Here is a 21,720-nt window from a genome sequence, read left to right on the forward strand (position 1 = left end):
TTAATCTCCTGTTAAATGTTGATATAATTTTTTACTAAAATAACGAGCCAGTAAATTAAAAATTAATACAACTAAAACTAGCACCAACGAAGACCCAGCTGAAATGGCTTGGGCATCCGGAATTAAGCCTTCAGAATTAACCTTCCAAATATGCACGGCTAAAGTTTCCGCTGGCCGCATTGGATTTAACGGTGAGGTTAAACTTAAGATATTCCAATTATGAAAATTCAGTGGTGGAGCACTTTGACCAGCAGTGTAAATCAAAGCCGCCGCTTCCCCAAAAACTCGCCCAGCGGCCAAAATTATGCCGGTGACAATCGTTGGTAAACATTCGGGAATAATCACGTGAATAACGGTTTCCCAACGCGATAATCCCAGTGCTAACCCCGCTTCACGCTGACTATTGCTGACTGAATGCAGAGCATCTTCAATACTGCGAATTAATAACGGTAGATTAAAAATCAACAGTGTTAAAGCACCCGATAAAATCGAAAATTGTAAATGAAAACTAATCACAAAGACTAAAAAACCGAATAAACCAACGACAATAGAAGGTAGGGAGCTTAAAACTTCAATAGCAGAGCGTACTAAATTGGTTAAACGTAGATTTTGTGCATATTCAGATAAATAAATCGCGATCCCTAAAGAAATGGGCACGGAAATCATCATGGACAAGATTAACAAGTACAAAGAATTAAATAACTGTGCACCAATCCCGCCGCCAACTTGAAAACTTTTAGCCGGTGCAGTCAAAAAATGCCAATTAATCACATGAATGCCACTAATCAAAATATATAATAATAGCGAAGCTAAAATTAAAATAATAAAACCAGATAAAATCCAAATTAAAGCGGTCATCAACTTATCAACTTTTTGCGGATTCATTTCAGCTCACCTCGCTTCGCCAGATATTTCACCACAATATTGAAGACTAACGACATTAATAATAGTAGTAACGCTAACGACCAAAGGGCATTATTGGCAGTAGTACCCATAATCGTATTACCCATATTCATCGTCAAAACACTTGTCAATGTAGTTGCTGGTGAGACTAAGCTGGTCGGCATCAAAATAGCATTGCCAATCACCATTTGCACCGCTAAGGCTTCGCCAAATGCCCGCGACATGCCAAAAATAATTGCTGTCATAATCCCAGGTGCTGCTGCTCTTAAAACGACTTTATAGATAGTTTGCCACTGCGTTGCTCCTAAAGCTAAGGAAGCTTCGCGGTAATAGCGCGGCACTGATTTTAAAGCATCAACACTCATTGAAGTAATCGTTGGTAAAATCATGACAAATAATACAATGGCGCCCGCTAAAATGCCAAAACCACTACCACCAATTACTTTTTGCACAGTGGGAACAATCACCCCTAAGCCAATAAAGCCATACACCACCGAAGGAATGCCCACTAACAATTCAATGACTGGTTGCAAAATCTGATGTCCTCTTTTGGGAGCAATTTCTGTCATAAAGATCGCCGCTGCAATCGCAAATGGTGTGGCTACCACAACCGCTAGTAAAGTAACCAAAAATGACCCCACAATCATCGGTAACGCTCCGATTAAAGGTTGGTGGTGCAAATCAATTTTATCGGGATTCCAAATTTTGCCCGTTAAAAAATTGGATAAACTGCCGTGGTCTTGCACAAAAATGGTCAGTCCTTTCGTCGCAATAAAAGCAAAGATAACCAAGAGTAACAAAACAATGAGTAACGTTAAAATCTGAGTAACTAGTTTACCGCGATGTTCAATTTTAGCGGAGAGCGACTTGTGCTGTAATTTTTTTGCAATTGAATCTGCCACTTTATTTTCCTCCTTGAGTAATGGGCGTTACTTGTCCTTGAGCATCTTGTTGATAATGCATGGATTTGATCGGAATATAGCGCATTTGCTGAACTTCATGATTTTGAAAGTCAGCACTTAATAAATATTGAATGAAATTTTTCGTTAAAGCATTGGGTTTCTTAGTGGTATACATATGTTCATATGACCAAATTTTCCAACGATTAGTTTGGACATTGGTAGCTGAAATCTTTACTCCATTGACTGCTAATGGCCGTAGATCTTTAGTCAGATAAGGCCAAGCCACATAACTAATGGCGCCTGGCGTATTTTTTACAATTTGGCGAACCATGCCACTAGAATCTTGCTCAGAACTGCGCACACTACCAACGCCACGCATCACTTGTTGTTCAAAAACAGTGCGGGTTCCACTACCTTGAGCTCTGTTCACCACTGAAATTTTTAAATTGGAACCACCCAAGGTTTGCCAATTAGTAATTTTGCCGGCAAAAATAGCTTGTAATTGTTTTAAAGTAATGTTATTGAGCTTAACTTGAGAATTAACTACAGGGATGACAGCAACTACTGCAATCCGATGATCAATTAATTGGTCGGCTTGAATGCCTTTTTTTTGTTCAGCAAAAACATCAGAGTTACCAATTGCCACTGCATTTTGTTGAATTTGTGACAACCCAGTACCACTTCCGCCACCTTGCACGGTAATGAATGAATTAGGATGATTGTGACTGTACTTTTCCCCTGCAGCCTCAACTAAAGGTTGCAAGGCAGAAGAACCGACAGCCGTAATCGTCTGTTCAGAACTTTTAATTTGGCTACAGCCCACAACTGTCAACAATTCTATTATTAATAATAGAAAACAGTTCAACTTTTTCATCAAGTCTTACCTCCAAGCGAAAGTATAACAAACAATTGTAAAAATCTATTGTTAATAGTGTAAATGTTTTGTAAAAGTTTAAGGTGATTTGAGTAAAAGGAGTTGAGTAAAATAAAAAAGTGGTGTCATCTTCAATAATGAACTAATAAGATTGAAAATGACATCACTTTAATTTAGAACAAGTATTTAAGTTTAATTAGTAAGCTTATTTGCTCAAATGATCAATTGCATACTGCGCTTGCTCGGTAGTAAATTCTTCTCCATATTCACTGGTTAACTGTTTAAAAAGTTCTGATGTGCTTAAATGATCTAATTTTTCGTATTGTTTTGCACATCTTAATGCATTTTGGTTGTAATCAATACTAATATTCTTTAGTGCATAGTTAGCAGCATAAGCGGAAAAGCCCTCACCATATTGACTTGTCAGTTGCTTGTACAAACCTTTATAACTCATAGTTCCATTTAGTTGTTGATATTCTTCTGCTTTTAAAAGTGCATTCTTATATTCTTGTGGAACTTTTTGTTGGTCAGGCTTAGTGGTGACAACGATTGGTTTACTTTCATGACTTACAGAATGATTACTATTTTGTTCAGCAACATATTGCCCCCTAATCCATTCGTATCCAGCCACTCGATAATAAGTTGAATCATTGATCGTTGCTTTTTTATCGAATTTCCAACTAGTATTCGTAGCAACTGCTCGATTGGGTAAAACTCTAAATCCTGGCCCCGCATCATCCCAAGTATTTAAAAATACAATTCCTGGTGAAGTGACAGTAACAACACCACGTTGTTTAGTAATAGTCACAGACCCAGTCTCTGTAAATGCTGCTCTTATGTCTCCAAAACTAACATCAGAAGCCAAAACATATTCAGATGGAGAAACTTTATATAAAACGCGCCCATCATTTAATGTCCGCTTGCCATCAGTCGCCCAACCGGTACCAGCAGCCAATGCACGATCTAAAATTGCAGTTCCATTAGCATCATAAATTTGAGCATAGCCACCAACAATAGTAGGATTGACGGTTACTGTACCATGTAACGAATGCGTTACAACAACTGGTTGGGAATGATTATCAGTTGAATTATTAGTATTTGTTTGATTGCTATCATTGGGTTTAGTTGAATTGGTTGTTGATTGATTATTATTTGGCTTATTGTCAGAAATAGGTTTATTAGTTTCACTAGAACTAGTATCATTACCTGAACTTGAAGTTACAGGAAGTGCAGTAGCATTGGAAGAATTCTGAGGTGGATTAACAACTAAATTAAGGCTAACTGGATTACTAATTGGCTGATCATCTTTTAACAAAACAATCTTTTCTGTAACAGTACCACCACTCTCCTTTAAATCTTTAATTAATTTAGCATAATCAGTATCTTTAACTAATTTATTATCATTAAAAATTTGAACTTTAACATCTAAATCTGGATATTTGTCGGCTAAATCTTGAATGTCATGTTTTGTATTGTTATTTAATAATGCACCTGCTAGTCCACTAATTTTATAATTGTGCTTCTTATCTATAAAACCAGGAGTATTAACACTTTGTACTAGTTTAGTTGATGGATTAAATATACCAACTGTCAATTGTGGTGAATCAGAATCCAGTTGCAAGGGAGTTGGAACAAAATAAGACCAAAATACATTAGTATAATTAAAAATATTTTCATCTTCAACCGATATTATTCTTAATGGTAAATTGATTGTTTTCAAAATTATATCTGGAGAACTTTTTTTAACAATATTAATCTTTTCTATGATAGTTCCACCATGATCAATCACTTTATTTAATTCATCAACTGGTCTAGGATCAGATGAATAATCTTGACCATTGATATTTAATAACACTTTTATACGATAATTAGCAGCAATTTTAGCAAATTCTTCATCTTTATCGTTACCACCCTCACCAAAAAATTCGTTAGCAATACCAGTTACTTTGCCATAAACATTAACAAAACTAGAATCATCATCAGTGCCACCAGCAGGTTGACTAACATTAAAATCTTTGACTCTTAAATTATTTTTTGCTCTCCAACCATCCATAACCAAAGTATCCTGACTAAAATGGGACGCAAACTTATCAATAATTGTTTGATCACCTTCATTAGTTGTAGCAGCATAAACATTAGTTTGAATGTTCATGCTAGCAGTTGCTATTGGTGCCACAGCTAATAAAGTCATTACTATTGCACCAACACTAATACTTTTATTGTGTTTCACACTAATCTCCCCTTCAATAACAATTTACATAGTTCTATTTTAATATAGCGTTTTCTCTTTGTGTATACTTTAAATAAAAACAATAAAAAATTTTAATAATCCTGGTATTATTCATTTGATAGAAGAAAATCACTTTGATTATACAAAATAAAAATATTCATTAAGACTGTAACTGAGAATTTGTTTAGCTCAAGACCGTAACTATCAAATAATCTAATCCGTAACTTAACACAAACTGGTCAGATAAAATAGATTTGAAATTTTTCCACAAAAATGCTATTTATTATTAGAGGAAGATTAAAGATGAACAAAAAGATAGCAATTAGTACAATGATTGGTACCGTTTTATTACTTACAGGAGGTAAACAATTCTTCAAAGTTAATAATGTCCAAGCCAACTCTTCAGCAACAGTAACCAAAATCACGCCACTTTATTATGCAAATGGTCACAAAGTACCGCAAAAATTATTAGCTGCTGGTAGTCAATGGCACATCATAAAAACCAAGACTGTTCATGGCCGACAATTATCAAAAATAACACCTCAATTATAGGCTGCTAATCTCAATCAAGAAACAATCAAAACAGCAACTAACCAAAATACTCAAAATCAAACCTCTGCAGCCAAACTTCCAACTAATACAAATGATAATAGCTTCAAAAAAGTTGATTTTCCCCAGATCATGCAAGGACCTTGGTATGGTTATGATAAATATTCAGATTCCGTCAAAGCTATAACTTTTACGGGCAATCAAATCACTGTTGATGGTAAAGATAGTTATGCCTATGATGGCAGTGTTCGTCCCACAGATGATCAAGCTACCTTAAATAACGGCACAAATTCTTTAAATGCAGAACAACAAAATCGTATGGATAACTGGACAGCTCTATCTAGTATTGATCCACAAACCGCCAATTTTGACACCACACCACTATCACCAATTGTTGACTTACGTGGCTGGTACCAAAGCGCCGGTGATGGAACATATTACTATATTATGAACGAAGATATTGACGGTCAACAAACACCCGTTTTATTTGCAGCCAGTGGCGCTAGCCTGTGGACTGATATGCACTATTATCGTTCAAATCAATTAGCTCAATAGCAACAGGATGAAGGATATGCAGATGATCGTGGAAGAGAGTAAAAAAATAGATTTAAAAAAATTAATATCAATTGTCATACACGTCAGTTACAACCGCATCAAATAAATCAGTTAAAGTAGAAAAAGTTGGAACAGCACCCTCATCAATTTGATAATTTAAAATTCCTTCATATATATTGATCAAGCTTTCAATTGATATAAGGTTTTTACCAAGTTCATAGTTACTAATTGTTTTTGAAGACAAGTTAACTACTTCTGAAAAGTTATCAATACTCATATTGCATATATTTTTTCTTATTTTCCTTAAATTATCACCTGCGTAACGCAGTTTTTCATCATACAAATTATTTCTAATTGTCAAAATAAGCACCATGGTTCCTTTAATATATTCGTTAATTTTTATACTATTAAAACGTAGTCAAAAGCAAAGGAGATAATAAAATGAATAAAGAACAAGTATTTAATATTCCATACGTAAAAGGTGTCAGAATGGATAGTCCTTACAAAAATGATAATCGTGTCATTTATCATTTCTTTGTTAACGTTAATGAATTGCCTGAAGGTATTCCAACTGAAGTTAATCCTCGAGATGTTAATACTCATAAAAAGGTTTACAAAATAATAGTAAATGCCTTGTCTGAAAATAGCAACTCATTTTTTGTTAATAATCGTGGCCTACTAATTGCAGCAAAAGAAGTGACCTGGGACAAATTAAATAAAATATTAAAGCTCAATATTGGTAATGGATCTGAGCACGACAACACACTGTATGGAGTCTTAGATGGTGGTCACACATATAATGCCATTACTAGTCATAGAGATGAAATGAATAATAGCGACGTTGAATATGTTCACTTAGAAATTATGACTAATGTTACAAATATTGATGAACTAGCATCTGCCAGAAATACCAGTGTTCAAGTTTCAGATAAGGCAATAGCAGAATTAGCAGACAAATTCGAATTTATCAAAGATGCTATAAAAAATGAACCTTACGCACAACTAGTCGCTTATAGAGAAAACGAGGAAAACCCGATAGACTCAATTGATTTTGTCCGTTTATTATATGTATTCAATATTTTCAAATATGATAGTAATACAACAACTCAGCCGATTGCTGCATATAGTGGTAAATCAGCAGTGTTAAAAGACTATCTAAACGAATATTCTAACAAAGACAATCCTTATAAAAAATTGGCGCCATTATTACCAGAAATAACCAAACTTTACGACAAAATCGAAGAAGAAATGCCTGAAGCATATCTTCAAGTCACGAAAAATGGTGCTTTTGGTCGAATTAAAGGTGTTGATCTTAACAAGAAAAATATTGGCAGTAAATTTTATAATGAAAAAATAGACTATACAATCTCTCAAGGATTAATCTTCCCTATCTTAGCTGCATTTAGAGCTTTAGTAACAACAGCTGAAAATGGTCAACCACAGTGGAGTGTAGACCCAATTGATGTTTGGGAAAAGACTAAGTCAAAGCTAGTCAATAATACTATAGAAATGATGCGTTCACTTGGCAATAATCCACAAAGTTCCGGAAAAAGTTCATCATTATGGTCACAAAACTTTGACGCAGTTAACACAGCAAGACTTGAAATTTCCTTAAATAATTTACAGAAGTGATTAAAAAATTTATAACTTGGAGTTAATCTACAAGCTTAAAATCAATATTTATTTTCATATTTAATTAAAAATAAACTGGTAAAATAATTGTCTAGGAACATTGTTTTTTCCCTCTTTCAATAGGTTTTAGTCGACTAAATTGTAACATAGGGAGGCAATGTTCTTTTTGTGTCCAAAAATGAATTGGTATACATAAAAAGAGTGCCGATGAAATCACTCATCAACACTCAATATTATAGAACCAATTTAAATTGTTATACAAAAAAGCATTGATTTTCCATCATCAACACTTGTTAGTATAGAAACAATTTTAATATACATATAAGAATAGCTTATATTAATTCTTTAATATGGCAAACTTCTATATCGCTTAATTGGTATGCTTTAGCTATTTCTTTGTCAATGTCCTCATCACTTGTTCCTCTAATTGAGTTAGATGGAATTGGAAGTTTTTCGATAAACTTTTTCTTATATCTGAATCCTTCACCTAATCCACCACCAGCATAATAATGTTTGAATATCCATGAAACAATTGAAGAATTTAAATATTTAATTAAATTGTCAAGGTGTGAACCAATAATTAAAAATGAAGTCGCTTCAGGTGTAAATACTCCTTCTGAATCTAGGTAAAACTGTGGCGATTGTACTATTTCTGAATATAATATTTTAGGTTTAGAAAAATCGTCCAATTTTTCTAAACTAATATTATTATCTAGTTCTGTCCAATGGTGCTGATTAGATCCAGGACTGCCTGGCTTCCCTTCAACTTGCCCTCTTTCTCGTAACTTGGATTCAAATTGTTTTAAATGGGCATAAACAGCTGGATATTCCTTTTGTATTATTTCGTTAATTCCTTTATATGTTGTAATTACGTATAAATTAGCAAAGTCTATTGAGTTTCTTCTAATATCTCTGCCACGTAAAATCGGTCGTATAATTTCGGCAGATTTAGGATCTTTTGCAATTAGTTCATCCCTTTTTTCCTTAGAAATAATGAATGCTTCGTTTAGACCGGTTTTAATACCATAGTTAATTTTTATATTCCAATCTTTAAGTGGTGTACCAACAGCTTCAACTTTCTTTTTGATAGATTGTTCAATTTCATTAAGAATGACCCAACTTTCTCCTTTTTTATAATCAATTGATGTAGCATTCTGTCGAATATAATCGCTCATATTCTCTGAGCAATCCTTATCAAGAGTAATAGCTTTTAATTGATGTTGATGTTGATGTTGATTTTGATTTTTCTGTAGCAATAATATATTTGTATCTACAGTAGCAGATTCAAAAACACCCGGTCCTAAGTCAATTAGCTCAACAGGATTAGTATCTTTAACAAAAAAATCACGAAGCTTTTCACCATACCCAGCTCTCATCCATTTATTAGAAGTAATAAACGTCAAAACTCCACCATTATGAAGCAGTTGAATACCTTTTTCATAGAACAACGTATACATATCTCCACGAGCAGCATATGTTGTAAAGCCTAATTTTTTTGCATTGTCTTTATAAAACTTACGTTCAATTTTTTCCATTCTTTCAAGATGGATGTAAGGCGGATTACCAATCACAGCATCAAAACCTTCGGTTACCCCAAACATTACATGCGGATCAAAAAAGTCAGCAGCTTTACAATCATTAAAGGGATCAAAAGACTTAAGCTGTTTTGTTCGTTTATCCTCGTAGTCACCATTTATTACAGTTAACTCATGATATTTATCTTGATATCCTTGTTTTTGCTGTGGATCACGTTCATTGAAATAATTATCACGTAAACTTCGTAATTTACTATCTAATTCTAGTGAATCTTGTTCGAATAAATTACCATTTTGATTTTCACCCGATTCAAGTTTTACTAAACTGTTTGCCGCAACAAACTTAAAATCTAAATTTGGTAATGGTTGAATATTATTTTTATCAGGTTCATCAATAATAATTGACAGCCATGCTCTTAACTTAGAAATTTCAACTGCCATTGGCTGCAAGTCAACACCAAAAATATTATTTTCAATAATTGATAATTTTTGATTGTATTGATCAAATTCATCCTTATTCTCAATTCGTTCATAAGTTTTCAGCAATTGTTGAAGCATTCCCATAGGAAAAGCACCTGATCCAGCGGCTGGATCTAGTACTTTGAAATTTTTCAATGCTATTTTAATTTCTGCAATCACTTTTTTACTATTTACTCCCCACACATTAGTTTGTGAAGTGCTCTTTCGTCTAAGCCATTGAGAATCAGATAAATCTAACAACTCATCAATTCCGTCATGTGCAGATTGATCAAGTTTAGAGTACAAATACTGACGAAGTGTTTCTTTAACCATATATCCTACAACTTCACGTGGCGTATAGAAAGAACCTGTATTATTTCTTGCATTTGTATTATCTTCACTTGTTTGTGATGCTAACAAAGATTCAAATACCTTTCCCAACATTTCAGGATCAACAGCCACTAACTCATAATCAGCACTAGACTCATCTACTGTAAAATCAAACTCGTTAAAGTGTTCGTATAATCTTTTAAAAAAGGCGTTAGGGAAGTGCAATACTTCATCTGCAAAATCATTATATTGAGCAGCAAAAAGGCCACCATTTAAATACGGTGTCTTTAAATCTTGATCTTTTCTATCTGAAATTTCTGTATTTAAAGTTCTAAAGAAAAGCACTTTTAATTTTTGCTCATAGTAATCTGTAGCACTTAATGAATCTGTATCAAAATATCCGGAGTCTTCGTTAATTATATTCATCTTTCTTAAAAACCATACAAATAACAAGCGTCCAAGCAATCGAGAAGAAAATTGCTTTGCATCATCTGGACTTTTCCCGTTTAATTCCATTGTATCTACAAGCTCTTTAAAATGTCCTGCAATATAGTCATAAAATTGTTTGTTGACTTCTTTAAGTTGAAAAGCATCCCATAAAGTTGTATGGATCGTTCTCTGCGGTTCAAAATCTAATTGCTCTCCATCCTCAATTCCTGTATATGAAGCAGCACCATTTAGCCTATCTGTAAAAATTCTTTTTTGTGTATTGCTTAAATGATCACGTAATTCAAGTACACGAAGTTTCTGGTGGTTAGATAATACAATTAGCAGGCTATTCGCATCTGACGTCAAGAAGAAGTCTATTCCAACCTTATATTGCGGCTTTCTTGTTAATTCCGAATCTTCCCAATTTGGAGAATATTCAGTTGCCACAGATATTTTTTGTTTTGTAGCAGACTTACTAAACCAAAAAAAGTTACTTTCCAACGCACAGTTTTCTTCAAAAAATAGCTTAAATGCACTTTTAGCAGAACTTAATCCAGGATATGAATGAAACCAACTTTCTTGTTTCTTATTCTTAAAAGTATCCAATGAAAGTGGTTGAGGTAAATTACCAGTATTTTGAGAATTGCGATCTAATTTCTTTTGCCATTCAGTCTTGTCAGGTAATAGTATCTTTAATACCTCATCTGCTAAATCAATGGCAATTGCTAATGACGTCCATTTGCTTTTTTCTAAATATAATTTATTAACTAATCCATCTATCTTATTAAGACTATTGTTTATGAGCATAAAATAACATTCCTTCAATTTTCCCTAGTTTTCGTTCTTGATTTTCTTTATCCGATAATTGATTTATAAAATCTTTCAGTTTATGAATTGTAGTTGAAAAAGGAGAACCGGATTCTCTGACTTCTTTATTTAACTTTCCAACCAATTTCTTAAATTCTCTTTTTTCATTAGAACGTTTAATACCTCGTTTAACAACACCTAAAACGTCTATCGGGAAATCATTACTGATCAACTCTAAAGCTTTACGCTGAGCTGGTTTCAATTCAAAAACAGACCTATTTTTATCAAACTGAACTTTTACTTCCGTCTTCCCTTTAGAAATGTAATCTTCGCGATTCACTTTTATTTTATCTATATCAGTTTTATTATTGTCAGATGTTGTTTTTATTTTTTTCAAAGCAACCTGATCTTCCACATATTCAGCTGTAATAGAACTAAATGGTCCAAGACTTTTACCTAAAGATGAAATCTTTACAAAACCAATATCTTTAATTTTCTCACCAGTTCCAGTTATTTTACCATTTGCTGTATACAATCCTAAAACTTCTGTTGGATCTACTAAATTATTTCTGTCATCAGGTAAATAATTCCATTTACCTTTTGGAATAGACTTAATTCGAGTTATCTCACCGTCGTCTTTGTGTGATTCAAGATATGCTCTGAGTTCCAGTAAATAATCATCAATCCAATCCAAAGGATCTTCCTGCTGTTCTAATTTTTTAGCTGCTCTACTTGCAGTACTTGAATCTGGATTAAAGTAGTCAAGCAAATCATTGAATTCTACAGGATTAGCTTCTTCTCCTAAAATGCTTTGATCATTTCCTATTGTTGAATTAATCGTGTCAATTTTTCTCTCTAATCGACGTACCAATTTTAAATATGTTTCCAGATCAGCACTAGGCCTTGCATTAGCAATCAGTACCTCATTATACGGTGAACCTAGCCTATTGATACGCCCATTACGCTGAATCATACGAACTGGGTTCCAGTGAAGATCATAATTTACAAGAATTCCTGAATCTTGCAAGTTTTGACCCTCCGAAAGAACATCAGTTGCAAACAAATAGTTTAATTCTTTTTCACCTTTTTTGAAATCATACTTTTTACTATTAGGAGAGAAGCGTTTTACAATTTGTTCTACTTCTTTACTATTTCCCGATACAAATTCTGCTTGACCTGAAAATCCAGGAATTTTTTCTTCTAACAAAGCCGGCAACGACTCTCTAAGATAATCAATTGTATCTGAAAAGAAACTAAATACAAGAACTTTTTTCCCATATTTGCCATCATGCATACTTCTAACCAAATGATCTGAAAATACATTGATCTTATCATCTTTTCCCTTTCCTGTTAGCAAAGACAATATTTGTTTAAGTATATTTATTATATCCTTGTCTCTTTTAATATCCTTTCTTAATTGATCCAAATTATAAACTTCAGGATCTGCTTTTCTTCGTTCTACACCGCGCTTCTTAATCAATTCTTCATCGCCATCAGCTGCTGCGTCAAGCTCTTTCAGATAAGCTTCATAATCTTCAAAAGCTTGATCAATATCTTCACCGTATTCATTTTCTAATAGAGTAGCATCACTCAAAGCTACAACATAACCTTTATTTAGCCACTTTTCAAAAAGTTTAATACGTTGCTGATAGTTTTCAACAGACTTACGTAACGCAGCCATTGAAGATTCAAGACGTTTCAGCCAAGTAACATGAAGCATATTATGAATTGCTAACTGCGTACGCTGTTTTCCTGAAATTTTTTTAGCTCGAATTTCAGGAATAGTTTTACCATAAATTTCTTTTAGATATGAATCTGGTTTATACGGCGTAAATCCCAAAAAATTAATTAATTGAAATAGCATCAGAATAACTGTCCCAGAAATACTATCATTAAAAATTCCTGTATTTCTATATTCTTCAGAAATATCGTTATCCTCAAGTACTTTATCTATTTTTCCATCAATTTGTAATTTTTTTATTTTATTATATAGATCAATTGGATGCATAGTTCGTTGTGTTATTTCACTTACAAAATCTAAATTTAGTTTTCTTGGATCTAATCCTTCAAAAATATTACCAATTTCTGCTTCAATAACTTCTTTAAGTAGCACAGTGTCATCTTTACTATAACTGTATGAAAATTGCTCTACTCTAGTTTTCGGAAACAAGTTATGTCCATTCGCTGCCAACTTCATCGTATTTCTTTTAACGACACCCTGTCTAGTAGAACGAACCAAATAATGCCGAATACCTGAAGTTAAAGACTTTTTATAAATATTCCAATCTAGTTTTTCACCGGACTTCTCCGCACGAGAAACTTGAGATTGAATTCGCTTTAAAGCTTCAAAAAAATCAATATATTCAAGTGATGAATTTTTAGTACTATACGGAACATTTACAGAAACCAAATCACCTTTTGATCCAAGTTGAATTTGGTTAGCAAAATCCATTAAAGAATTATTTATTGGAGTAGCTGTAAGTAATAATACTTTAGAATTAGGATTCTCTTGAAATAGTTTTAGTATCTGCTGATGACGAGTTGAAGCGGGATTTCGCAAGTTATGTGCTTCATCCACTACAAAAAGATTTATCTCATCTCGTGTATTTTTTCTTTTTTGTGATTTTTCAATTAACTTGCCAATTTTAACACTATCTTGTTGAGCATAAATTTCAAAATCACGATGTTCTATCAAATTCCAACGTGTACTTTCTAATTCATCTATCCACTGTTGCCTTAATGATGCAGGAGGTATAATAGCTATATTAACTTTCCCTTCTTGAATATATTGCTTAATAATCGCAGCAGCAGTAACAGTTTTACCTAATCCAACAGAATCAGAAAGCATTGCTACCCCCATAGTGTCAAGCTTCCTTCTTAAACTTAATGCATTTTGATTTTGAAATTCATATAATACATCTTCAATATCTTTATCAAAGGGAGGCACATCTACCATTTCGTCAGAAAAAACTTCCATTAATGTTTTAATATAAACATCATAAGGACCATAGGTTGTATCACCAACTGGGCTATTGCTGATAATTTTAGTAAAATCTCCTGTCCACTCTTCTGCTTCTTTATCATTCCATAATTCATCAAACCAAGTAATATGACCATTTTCCTGATTATCAGTTTTTGGCTCAAATTCAACTATTCTATAGTCATCGGTTAAAAAGTTAAGTTCTTGGCTTGTTGTAAGACCTGCCTTAGTAAAATTAGATGAACCTACAATACCAACAGAATTTCCGTCTCCTAATTCTCCAAATATATATGCTTTGGCATGAAGGCGTGGAGTACGAAAAACTTTAACTTCGAGTTTTTTATCTTCAATTAATTTAACTAATTTTTTCGCAGTTTCTCGCAATTTATTAATTTCATTATTTGTTCCACAATCTTCTAAATCAGATTCAACATAACTATCTGGAAACAGTTGTTTTTCATCAAATACAAGATTGTATCTTTTCTGAAGATGATCTGCTAGCGGCTCTTGACCAATAAGTAATTTTATTTTTTTATAGTCTTTAATTTCATCTATAAGCTCAATGGTTCCAGGTAAATCCCAATAGCCAGTAGCAATCCTTAGTACTCGATAATTTGGTGCTATCATCCTAAGAGTCTCAGCTAAAGTTTTTCTCTTATTGTCTATAAACTGTGGGTACTGTGACATAAATAGTTCCTCGATTCTTTATTTTACCAAAAATAATATTTCCTATTAGCTTAATGTTTTAAGTCTATAATCTCATAGAAAATATTCATCAATTAATATGGACATTGTATTTACGTTCCCTTAAAAAATTACCCTATAGTGAAATAAAAACTTTTTTGAATTTAAAATTAAAGTAAAAAAAGTAGGAACTCTGTTTGTCTAATTTAAGTTTAACACGCATTGGATATTATCGAAATTTTTTCTAATAAGAGAGACAAAATTTATAGCCTGATTTAAAATCTAAATGCAACAAAAAATAAAGTATACAAATAGGCCATAGAGTCCTAAACTTAAAGTGATCAAACAAAAAAGTAGGTAATTCTCCATGACCCAATCTCAGTCTAACACGCAACACCATTATCACCAACTCTCTCCTGAAGAAAGAGGCAAAATTGTGGATCTAGGTTAAACATTTGGACACATTTTTGTAGAATTTTTTAGTGCTTTGAGACCTTTTTGCTTGCCTCAGTTTGAATTGGAAACTAAAACTTTCTAATTCAAACTGAGGCAAGTAAATTAAAAGCCTGATTACATTGATTCAACTTGATTAGGTGTTAAATAATTGAGACTACTATGAATTCTCTGGTTATTATAAAATCCTTCAATGTATTTAAATAAAGCAATTTTGGCTTCCTCAAAAGTTTGATAATTATGCAGATACACCTCTTCTTTTTTTAATGAAGCATGAAATGATTCAATCGTAGCACTGTCATAGGGATATCCCTTTTGACTATATGAATGTTTAATACCTAGTCTGCTTAATTCTTGATTGTAAAAATTGCTGGTATATTGTGAACCCATATCTGAATGTAAAATCAACACAAACTTGGGAATCTTTTGAGTCTCACAAGCATTATTTAAAGTCTTTACGCATAAATCAACAGTCATTTTTTGGGAAAAAACCTCGGCAATAATCTTTTTTGAATATAGGTCTTGAATCGTTGATAAATAGCACCAACCATCTTGTTTGGTGTAAATATAAGTAATGTCTGTTACCCATTTTTCATTACAATGTTGGGCTGTAAAATCTTGCTTTAAAATATTTGGTAATTGAACTATTTTATGCTTTTTACCAACACTGGAACGCCATTTCTTAACTGTTTTAGAATGAATTACTAATTCTTGCATGATTCTTTGCACCAACTTCAAACTAACTTTGAGACCTTCTTTTAGCAGGATCTGGTAAATTTTTGGTGCGCCATAGATGCCCTTAAACTGATCATAAATTTCTTTAATATAATATGTTTTTTCAAAGATAAATGACGTTGTTTTCGTTGAGAAACCTTATATTGCAGAACACTATAATACGTTGATCTTGGACTATCTAATACCTGACAGATTTCAATAATGGAATGCTGCTTTTGATTGATCCGCAGCGCAGCTTGCCAATCATTAACACTTACTTTTTTGCGAATATGGTTAAGGCTTTTTTTTAAATATCATTTTCACTTTCTAATTTGGTTACTTGTTTTTTTAAGGCTAAAAAACCAGCCTGAGAAATACCTATTTCTGAATCTTTTTGATAAAGTTTAATCCATTTATAAATTGTTGCAGCCGCTAAACCATATTCACGTTGTAAGTCAGTTACTGAAGAACCATTTTCATATAAACCGACAATTGTCTTTTTAAAGTCTATAGAATATTTTTTTCTATTCATGTTTGGCACATCCCTTTCCTTAATGGAATTCTACCAAATTCTGTCCATGAATTTATACTAGCACCCCATATTCTTTAACTAAAACCACATGAACTTCATTAATCATCAGATAAATTGAAAAAATTAATATAAACAATCACCTCCAAATAAAATAATCATCCCCATCTGGGGTAAAAGTAAACTTAGTATTCTTATCAATCTCCATATTAAAAATACTTTCTAATTGATTAGGTGAAAATTCATTCATATTTCTGGAAACAAAAAGATTATTACTTAATATAACTTGCTTACTTTTTACATAAGCCTTCAAAACACCACGCTTATAGCTTGTATAATATGGAAATAACACATACATGTAATGATGACAATCATGGGCATAAACTTTAGCCAAATAAAACATTATAAATGGATCATCATTCCCTGATTCTGTCATTCCAAATCTATAAGACCCCCCATCACTCATATTTTTCATTAGGTATGCTCTCCCACTTGACTGTTCATTATTATTTTTATTACCATCAGTTTCTTCAAATGTAATAACATCATCAGCTGAATGAAATTTTTTAATTTTAGATATTATATTATCGGACTCTGAGTACTCTTTATTATTGTTATCTTTACTATAATTGTTACTAGTACATCCAGTTAAAATAATCATGAGAAACATAAAACACAAAACAATCAACTTTTTATTAATTTTCAAAATATCCATCCCATTCCATTAAATTTACTCTTTAATTTGTGCAATTTCGTAGCGTTTTAATAGACTTGTCTCTTCATTTTCAAGAAAAGATCTTGTTGTTAATAACAAATTCAATCCACTTGAACGTTTAATCTCTTTTTGAAGAGCATGAAACGCAAAAATTGAAAAAGCATCCGTTTGAATACTAATCTTTGAACCCTTAACAATTTTATCAGCCAAAACATTTTTAAGGGTATTATTTTCCTTATTATCAATTAACTTTGGTGACATTATTTCCTCCGTTATTTAACTTCCAACACTAACTCATCCATATCAATCAACCTGATACAAATTAAATAATTTGCGCAACATGTGAATTTTATTCCAAGTACTACTATGAACTAAAACATAAACGCCATCTGCCAATTTTTTATTTTTTTCATTGGAGGTCGCAGTAAAATGTAATCCTAATCCCTTAGTGGCTTTACTAGCGACCCATTTATAAACCGGGGTTGGATCAATTTCCATAAAATTATGAATCATATCAAGATACATTTCTCGCCAAGATTTAACTTGATAAGTCGTTCCTTGAAAAATATAGGATACTAATTTTTTACCGGTAAACTGATAATCTTCATCAATGGTATGCTGTTCATATATCTTGACCGGTGGAACAAAATTCGTCGTCGGATAAGACCATAATTTTAAAGCTTGTCGTTTTAATAATTCATTTCGCTCCAATAGTTCTTTTTTTGTCCAATGATCACAGTTTTTCATAAACTCACTCATTCGAAACCCACTATGGTTAAAACCATCTGGCATGTTTTTCTTTTCTGTAAAAGAGCGATTACTGTAATTGCTGTTGTAGGCTGTTAACGTCAGATTAGCCAAACGATTTTGCCACTGTTCATGAACTTGTTGATAATTGGTTCCCAACTCCTTCTTCCAAGTGGCAGATAAAGTTTGTGGCATAATATGTTCAATTGTATAAGTACCATTATTCGTATTTTGCAGCACATTCACCCGTTCACGTGAATTTTGATTTTCTAACCGATTAAATAAGTAACGCTTATTTTTAGACTGCATGTGATAAATATCTTTAGTTGCTAAAGCATTGGAAAATTCACGATCATTTGGTAACCGCCCTGAATCTTGTTTATTCAGCAAAATATAATTAAGGACGGGAACAAACTGTTCAGCACTAGCACCCAACTTAGTAATATCATTATATAAAGTAGCAAAAACTTTGTTGAGTGAGTTAGTAGATAAGTCACAGATCAATCGCCGAAAAATGAACGTTTCGATTGTTTGTAAAATTTGCACAACTTGAGTAGCTGTTAATTTCTTTTGTTGCCAATCAGCAAATACTGCTAATAAAAATGGCCGAGTAACATTCATTTCTAAAACGTTAAGCCGTTTTAAAATAATATCAACATTTTCATCAGAAGTATCAGCAGCAACGATTTCTTGGTAAAATTTAGCTAATTGAGTCAATTCCTGTAAAACTGGTTCAATCGTGAGTTTAGATTTTTGAACGTATTTTTTAAATTCAGGATAGACTTGATTAATTTTTTGCGTTCGTTTTAATTTTAAAGTCAGAAAATTGCGAATCAAATCGGACACTTGATATTGTGTTAACTGCTCCATTTTGTGCCAATATTGTTGATAATATTTTTCCTGCAGTTTCTGTGATTGATTCATTAAAACATAATTTCGAATTTTATCAGCTTCCGTCAAATCCAAACCCGTGGAATTCAAGCTTTCAAAAATTAACTGTGCATTATCTTCTTTAGGATTTAAAGCAATTCTTACAACACGCAATTTCTTAATGGCGGCGAATAGTTCATCTGCAAAAAGACCACTTTGTAAAATAGTTTCGTAAAAATATTGATAATTATTAGTAATATTAGAATCCATTACATATTCAGTAGCTGGATCAAAAACTAATTTTTTCAAAGCTACTTCATCATCGTCAATCGGCTTCAATCGTAAGCTTTCGTTCTTAGGTAAAAATTGATTGGTTAAGTAACCATCTTTAATTCGCAAGACTAATTGCTTATCATGAACTTGAATTTTGTCTTCATTCAATAACTTTTCAATTGCCAATAAAAGTAAGTAAACAGTAGTTATGCGTTGTTGGCCGTCTATAACTATTTCATCATCTGAAACCTCCTCATCACGAACTTGAACTATACTACCAAAAAAATGACTATTCTTTTGTTCTTTAATAACTGTTAACAAATCCTGAAATAATTGCCGACAATTATCTCGTTGCCAATCATAATTGCGCCGATAAACTGGAATGATCAAACGTTTATCAGTAACATCTAAGTTGGCAATTATTGGTTCTTCATATGTTTTCATAAGTAAAATCCTTTTAACTTGTTTCAAAAAGTAATAAACTTAAATCAATTAAAAATCTGTAATTTTTATTTTATATGTTTTAACAATAAACCGAATTCTAGCAATTTTCAAGGTTAAATTTCAAAAAATCATTTACATTCATACATGGGATTAAAACTAATGTTCTATAGTATTATGATGATTTAAAATTATTTGATTAACTTGACTTTCACATAGTAATAAAAGTATATTAAGGCTAACAGTTTAATGTACTCTATAGTATTAGTTTTTGTACCCTTAAAGATTTAGCAATGGAACAACTTAATCCACACAAACAACCACAGTTGGAGAATATTCTTCTTCAACTAGTGGTTATTTTTGATCAAAGCTGCTTGTTTATAAAACCGAGCAACTACTAATGTTTCTACCTGTCACAAAAGCTCCAGCTCATTCACATTCGTCTTAATTTTAATAGCATCATCATTTTTAACCTTAGAATCACACAATTGCCATTGAGCCCCAGCAAGTGGCTGAAAGCGAAAATAAAAATCATAGCGATCATAACTACCACTATTCTCCTTAACGGCAATTATCTTTTGCAGGTTGAATTTATCAAACTTAATAATCAAAGATTTAACATCCCCAGCAATAATAAAATAAAAATGCCGAACGCTATTATCATTATAAAACCTTTGCCAATAATCACGATTAAAACTAAACCAAGATTCCCACTTTGCAGCATAATCCATATTATAAGCCTTAGAAATCTTCACAATGCCATCATTCTCCGATAAATAATTTTGCCGCAAAATTGAACGATCGACTAAGTCACTCAGTTCGACATAAGCTTCAATTTCATTTTTAGGTTCATCATCACCATAAAGTGCCAAATCTTTGCCTTCGATTTTAACCTGTGGATTAATCATTACACTATTTAATTTATTTTTGACTACATATTCAATATCCGTATAGTGATTTAGTTCCAAGCCGTTGCGTAACCTGCGAGCTTCACCATCAGACATATTCGAGTAATTAAACACTGGATTAATCAAAATTGAGCTATCAAACACACCCATGTCTTCCCAATTATTGAATTGGGCATTTAAAAAAATATTCTTATTAAAATAACGATGGTTATTATCAGAATCCTTCCAGTCAAAAATTCTTTTCCAAACAACATTTTTAAAGATTTTGCCAAATTCTTGATCAATTACTTGCGTTTGAAGGTCGGCATAAACTTCATTATTCGTCTGTTGTTCAGCTACCTGTTGTAAAAGTTGTCTAAAATCCTGATCATCTTGTAACTTATCTTCAACAAATTTGATGTAGCTTCTACAATCTTGCAAATAAGTTTCAGGATTAATTGTTGTCTCTAATTGATTTTGTTCAGCCACTGGAAAAATCTGGTCAATATCAAAGTTCATTCCCTTGGTAAAAATTTTAAAATAAGTCGACAAAGTCGCTGCCTTAAAATCTTGTCTTGATTTGTGATCACTAATTTCGCGCATCGCCGATTCATAAATTCTTTTTAATTGAATGGACTTTAATTTCACACATATATCATCATCAAACTGTTCATTCTCAAAATTTGGCAACTGAATCATTTTTTCTAGATAATCATAGTAGAACTCATCATCATTTTCATTTTTGGAAATTAGAAACTGGGTTATTGCCACCGGCACAGATAGCGCTGCTGCCACAAAGGTACCATCACTTAACACACTACGAAAATTTAGAATTCCTGCCAAGCCACAAATTAGGAGCAAGACAATAATCACCAATTCTACAATAATTTCTAATTTGTACTTTTTCAACAAATCATAAAAATCCATTTACTCTATCCCCCACAATTGAATAAATTATTTTATCAATTACATAATAACCTAAATCTAATCAATTTGTAGCAAAACTTTTAATTTTATAACAAATACTGGATTAAAAATATGGTAAATTGATTAACAATTAGTGAAATTTGAGCAATAAGATGAATTTACGCATTATATTAATTTGTACCTAACCGTTAGCTTTGGTCGTAGCCTAACTCCATCGGAAATAAACTATTTTTATATTATGAATTTGAAAATCAAATCAATTCAGCTTATTATAATAATGGGATAAATATTTTTA

At 32.3% G+C, this 21,720-nt stretch carries 16 protein-coding genes; 3 read left to right on the top strand and 13 right to left on the bottom strand.

What is annotated here, in order from left to right; genetic code table 11:
• The 4 genes from pstA to AC3B7A_RS02565 all read right to left on the bottom strand — a co-directional run bounded on the left by pstA (window position 1) and on the right by AC3B7A_RS02565 (window position 4,909).
• Window positions 1-885 carry a phosphate ABC transporter permease PstA gene (gene pstA / locus AC3B7A_RS02550; protein WP_489756174.1) on the bottom strand — a complete coding sequence of 295 codons (885 nt, stop codon included), beginning with the start codon at window positions 883-885 and terminating at the stop codon, window positions 1-3.
• A complete protein-coding gene (pstC, locus tag AC3B7A_RS02555; RefSeq protein WP_489756175.1) occupies window positions 882-1,805 on the bottom strand; it encodes a phosphate ABC transporter permease subunit PstC in 924 nt (307 codons plus the stop codon). The genes pstA and pstC overlap by 4 nt, the downstream gene beginning before the upstream one ends.
• A 1-nt stretch (window position 1,806) precedes the next feature.
• Window positions 1,807-2,679 carry a phosphate ABC transporter substrate-binding protein PstS family protein gene (locus tag AC3B7A_RS02560; protein ID WP_489756176.1) on the bottom strand — a complete coding sequence of 291 codons (873 nt, stop codon included), beginning with the start codon at window positions 2,677-2,679 and terminating at the stop codon, window positions 1,807-1,809.
• 205 nt (window positions 2,680-2,884) lie between these two features.
• On the bottom strand, window positions 2,885-4,909 hold the full coding sequence (locus AC3B7A_RS02565) for an Ltp family lipoprotein (protein ID WP_489756177.1): 2,025 nt from the start codon (window positions 4,907-4,909) through the stop codon (window positions 2,885-2,887).
• 303 nt (window positions 4,910-5,212) lie between these two features.
• Here AC3B7A_RS02565 and AC3B7A_RS02570 point away from each other — a divergent pair, with 303 nt between their 5' ends.
• Window positions 5,213-5,461, top strand: a complete 249-nt coding sequence (locus tag AC3B7A_RS02570) for a hypothetical protein (protein WP_489756178.1) — start codon at window positions 5,213-5,215, stop codon at window positions 5,459-5,461.
• A gap of 129 nt (window positions 5,462-5,590) precedes the next feature.
• Entirely contained in the window at window positions 5,591-6,013 is a 423-nt protein-coding gene (locus tag AC3B7A_RS02575; RefSeq protein WP_489756179.1) for a hypothetical protein, read from the top strand.
• Window positions 6,014-6,080: 67 nt separating this feature from the next.
• Here AC3B7A_RS02575 and AC3B7A_RS02580 read toward each other — a convergent pair whose 3' ends face one another.
• The gene (locus AC3B7A_RS02580) at window positions 6,081-6,356 is read right to left on the bottom strand and encodes a helix-turn-helix domain-containing protein (protein WP_489756180.1); all 276 of its coding nucleotides are present in this window, start codon (window positions 6,354-6,356) and stop codon (window positions 6,081-6,083) included.
• A gap of 98 nt (window positions 6,357-6,454) precedes the next feature.
• On the opposite strand from AC3B7A_RS02580, the gene AC3B7A_RS02585 reads away from it, so the two are divergent.
• Window positions 6,455-7,645: an AIPR family protein gene (locus AC3B7A_RS02585; protein ID WP_489756181.1), complete on the top strand. Its 1,191-nt coding sequence runs from the start codon at window positions 6,455-6,457 to the stop codon at window positions 7,643-7,645.
• A 332-nt stretch (window positions 7,646-7,977) separates the two neighbouring features.
• Here the strand turns inward: AC3B7A_RS02585 and AC3B7A_RS02590 are convergent, their stop codons facing one another.
• The 8 genes from AC3B7A_RS02590 to AC3B7A_RS02625 all read right to left on the bottom strand — a co-directional run bounded on the left by AC3B7A_RS02590 (window position 7,978) and on the right by AC3B7A_RS02625 (window position 21,425).
• Window positions 7,978-11,205 (bottom strand): Eco57I restriction-modification methylase domain-containing protein, encoded by a 3,228-nt coding sequence (locus AC3B7A_RS02590; RefSeq protein ID WP_489756182.1) that lies wholly within the window; start codon window positions 11,203-11,205, stop codon window positions 7,978-7,980.
• Window positions 11,189-14,872 carry an SNF2-related protein gene (locus AC3B7A_RS02595; RefSeq protein WP_489756183.1) on the bottom strand — a complete coding sequence of 1,228 codons (3,684 nt, stop codon included), beginning with the start codon at window positions 14,870-14,872 and terminating at the stop codon, window positions 11,189-11,191. The genes AC3B7A_RS02590 and AC3B7A_RS02595 overlap by 17 nt, the downstream gene beginning before the upstream one ends.
• Before the next feature lie 567 nt (window positions 14,873-15,439).
• Window positions 15,440-16,168 (bottom strand): IS3 family transposase, encoded by a 729-nt coding sequence (locus AC3B7A_RS02600; RefSeq protein WP_489756527.1) that lies wholly within the window; start codon window positions 16,166-16,168, stop codon window positions 15,440-15,442.
• Window positions 16,169-16,343: 175 nt separating this feature from the next.
• Entirely contained in the window at window positions 16,344-16,568 is a 225-nt protein-coding gene (locus AC3B7A_RS02605; protein WP_489756184.1) for a transposase, read from the bottom strand.
• Window positions 16,569-16,704: 136 nt separating this feature from the next.
• A complete protein-coding gene (locus AC3B7A_RS02610; RefSeq protein WP_489756185.1) occupies window positions 16,705-17,271 on the bottom strand; it encodes a hypothetical protein in 567 nt (188 codons plus the stop codon).
• Between the two features lie 24 nt (window positions 17,272-17,295).
• Entirely contained in the window at window positions 17,296-17,541 is a 246-nt protein-coding gene (locus AC3B7A_RS02615) for a phospholipase D-like domain-containing protein (RefSeq protein WP_489756186.1), read from the bottom strand.
• A gap of 42 nt (window positions 17,542-17,583) precedes the next feature.
• A complete protein-coding gene (locus AC3B7A_RS02620; RefSeq protein ID WP_489756187.1) occupies window positions 17,584-19,614 on the bottom strand; it encodes a DUF262 domain-containing protein in 2,031 nt (676 codons plus the stop codon).
• Between the two features lie 410 nt (window positions 19,615-20,024).
• On the bottom strand, window positions 20,025-21,425 hold the full coding sequence (locus AC3B7A_RS02625; RefSeq protein ID WP_489756188.1) for a hypothetical protein: 1,401 nt from the start codon (window positions 21,423-21,425) through the stop codon (window positions 20,025-20,027).
• Between the last annotated feature and the right edge of the window lie 295 nt (window positions 21,426-21,720).

This window comes from Bombilactobacillus sp. ESL1202 (assembly GCF_058107125.1).

What these genes read in the sequence shown, in the direction of transcription:
- pstA (WP_489756174.1), bottom strand. Translation starts at nt 885, where the DNA reads ATGAATCCGCAAAAAGTTGATAAGTTGATGACCGCTTTAATTTGGATT.
- AC3B7A_RS02560 (WP_489756176.1), bottom strand. Translation starts at nt 2,679, where the DNA reads ATGAAAAAGTTGAACTGTTTTCTATTATTAATAATAGAATTGTTGACA.
- AC3B7A_RS02570 (WP_489756178.1), top strand. Translation starts at nt 5,213, where the DNA reads ATGAACAAAAAGATAGCAATTAGTACAATGATTGGTACCGTTTTATTA.
- AC3B7A_RS02575 (WP_489756179.1), top strand. Translation starts at nt 5,591, where the DNA reads ATGCAAGGACCTTGGTATGGTTATGATAAATATTCAGATTCCGTCAAA.
- AC3B7A_RS02585 (WP_489756181.1), top strand. Translation starts at nt 6,455, where the DNA reads ATGAATAAAGAACAAGTATTTAATATTCCATACGTAAAAGGTGTCAGA.
- AC3B7A_RS02590 (WP_489756182.1), bottom strand. Translation starts at nt 11,205, where the DNA reads ATGCTCATAAACAATAGTCTTAATAAGATAGATGGATTAGTTAATAAA.
- AC3B7A_RS02595 (WP_489756183.1), bottom strand. Translation starts at nt 14,872, where the DNA reads ATGTCACAGTACCCACAGTTTATAGACAATAAGAGAAAAACTTTAGCT.
- AC3B7A_RS02605 (WP_489756184.1), bottom strand. Translation starts at nt 16,568, where the DNA reads ATGAATAGAAAAAAATATTCTATAGACTTTAAAAAGACAATTGTCGGT.
- AC3B7A_RS02615 (WP_489756186.1), bottom strand. Translation starts at nt 17,541, where the DNA reads ATGTCACCAAAGTTAATTGATAATAAGGAAAATAATACCCTTAAAAAT.
- AC3B7A_RS02620 (WP_489756187.1), bottom strand. Translation starts at nt 19,614, where the DNA reads ATGAAAACATATGAAGAACCAATAATTGCCAACTTAGATGTTACTGAT.
- AC3B7A_RS02625 (WP_489756188.1), bottom strand. Translation starts at nt 21,425, where the DNA reads ATGGATTTTTATGATTTGTTGAAAAAGTACAAATTAGAAATTATTGTA.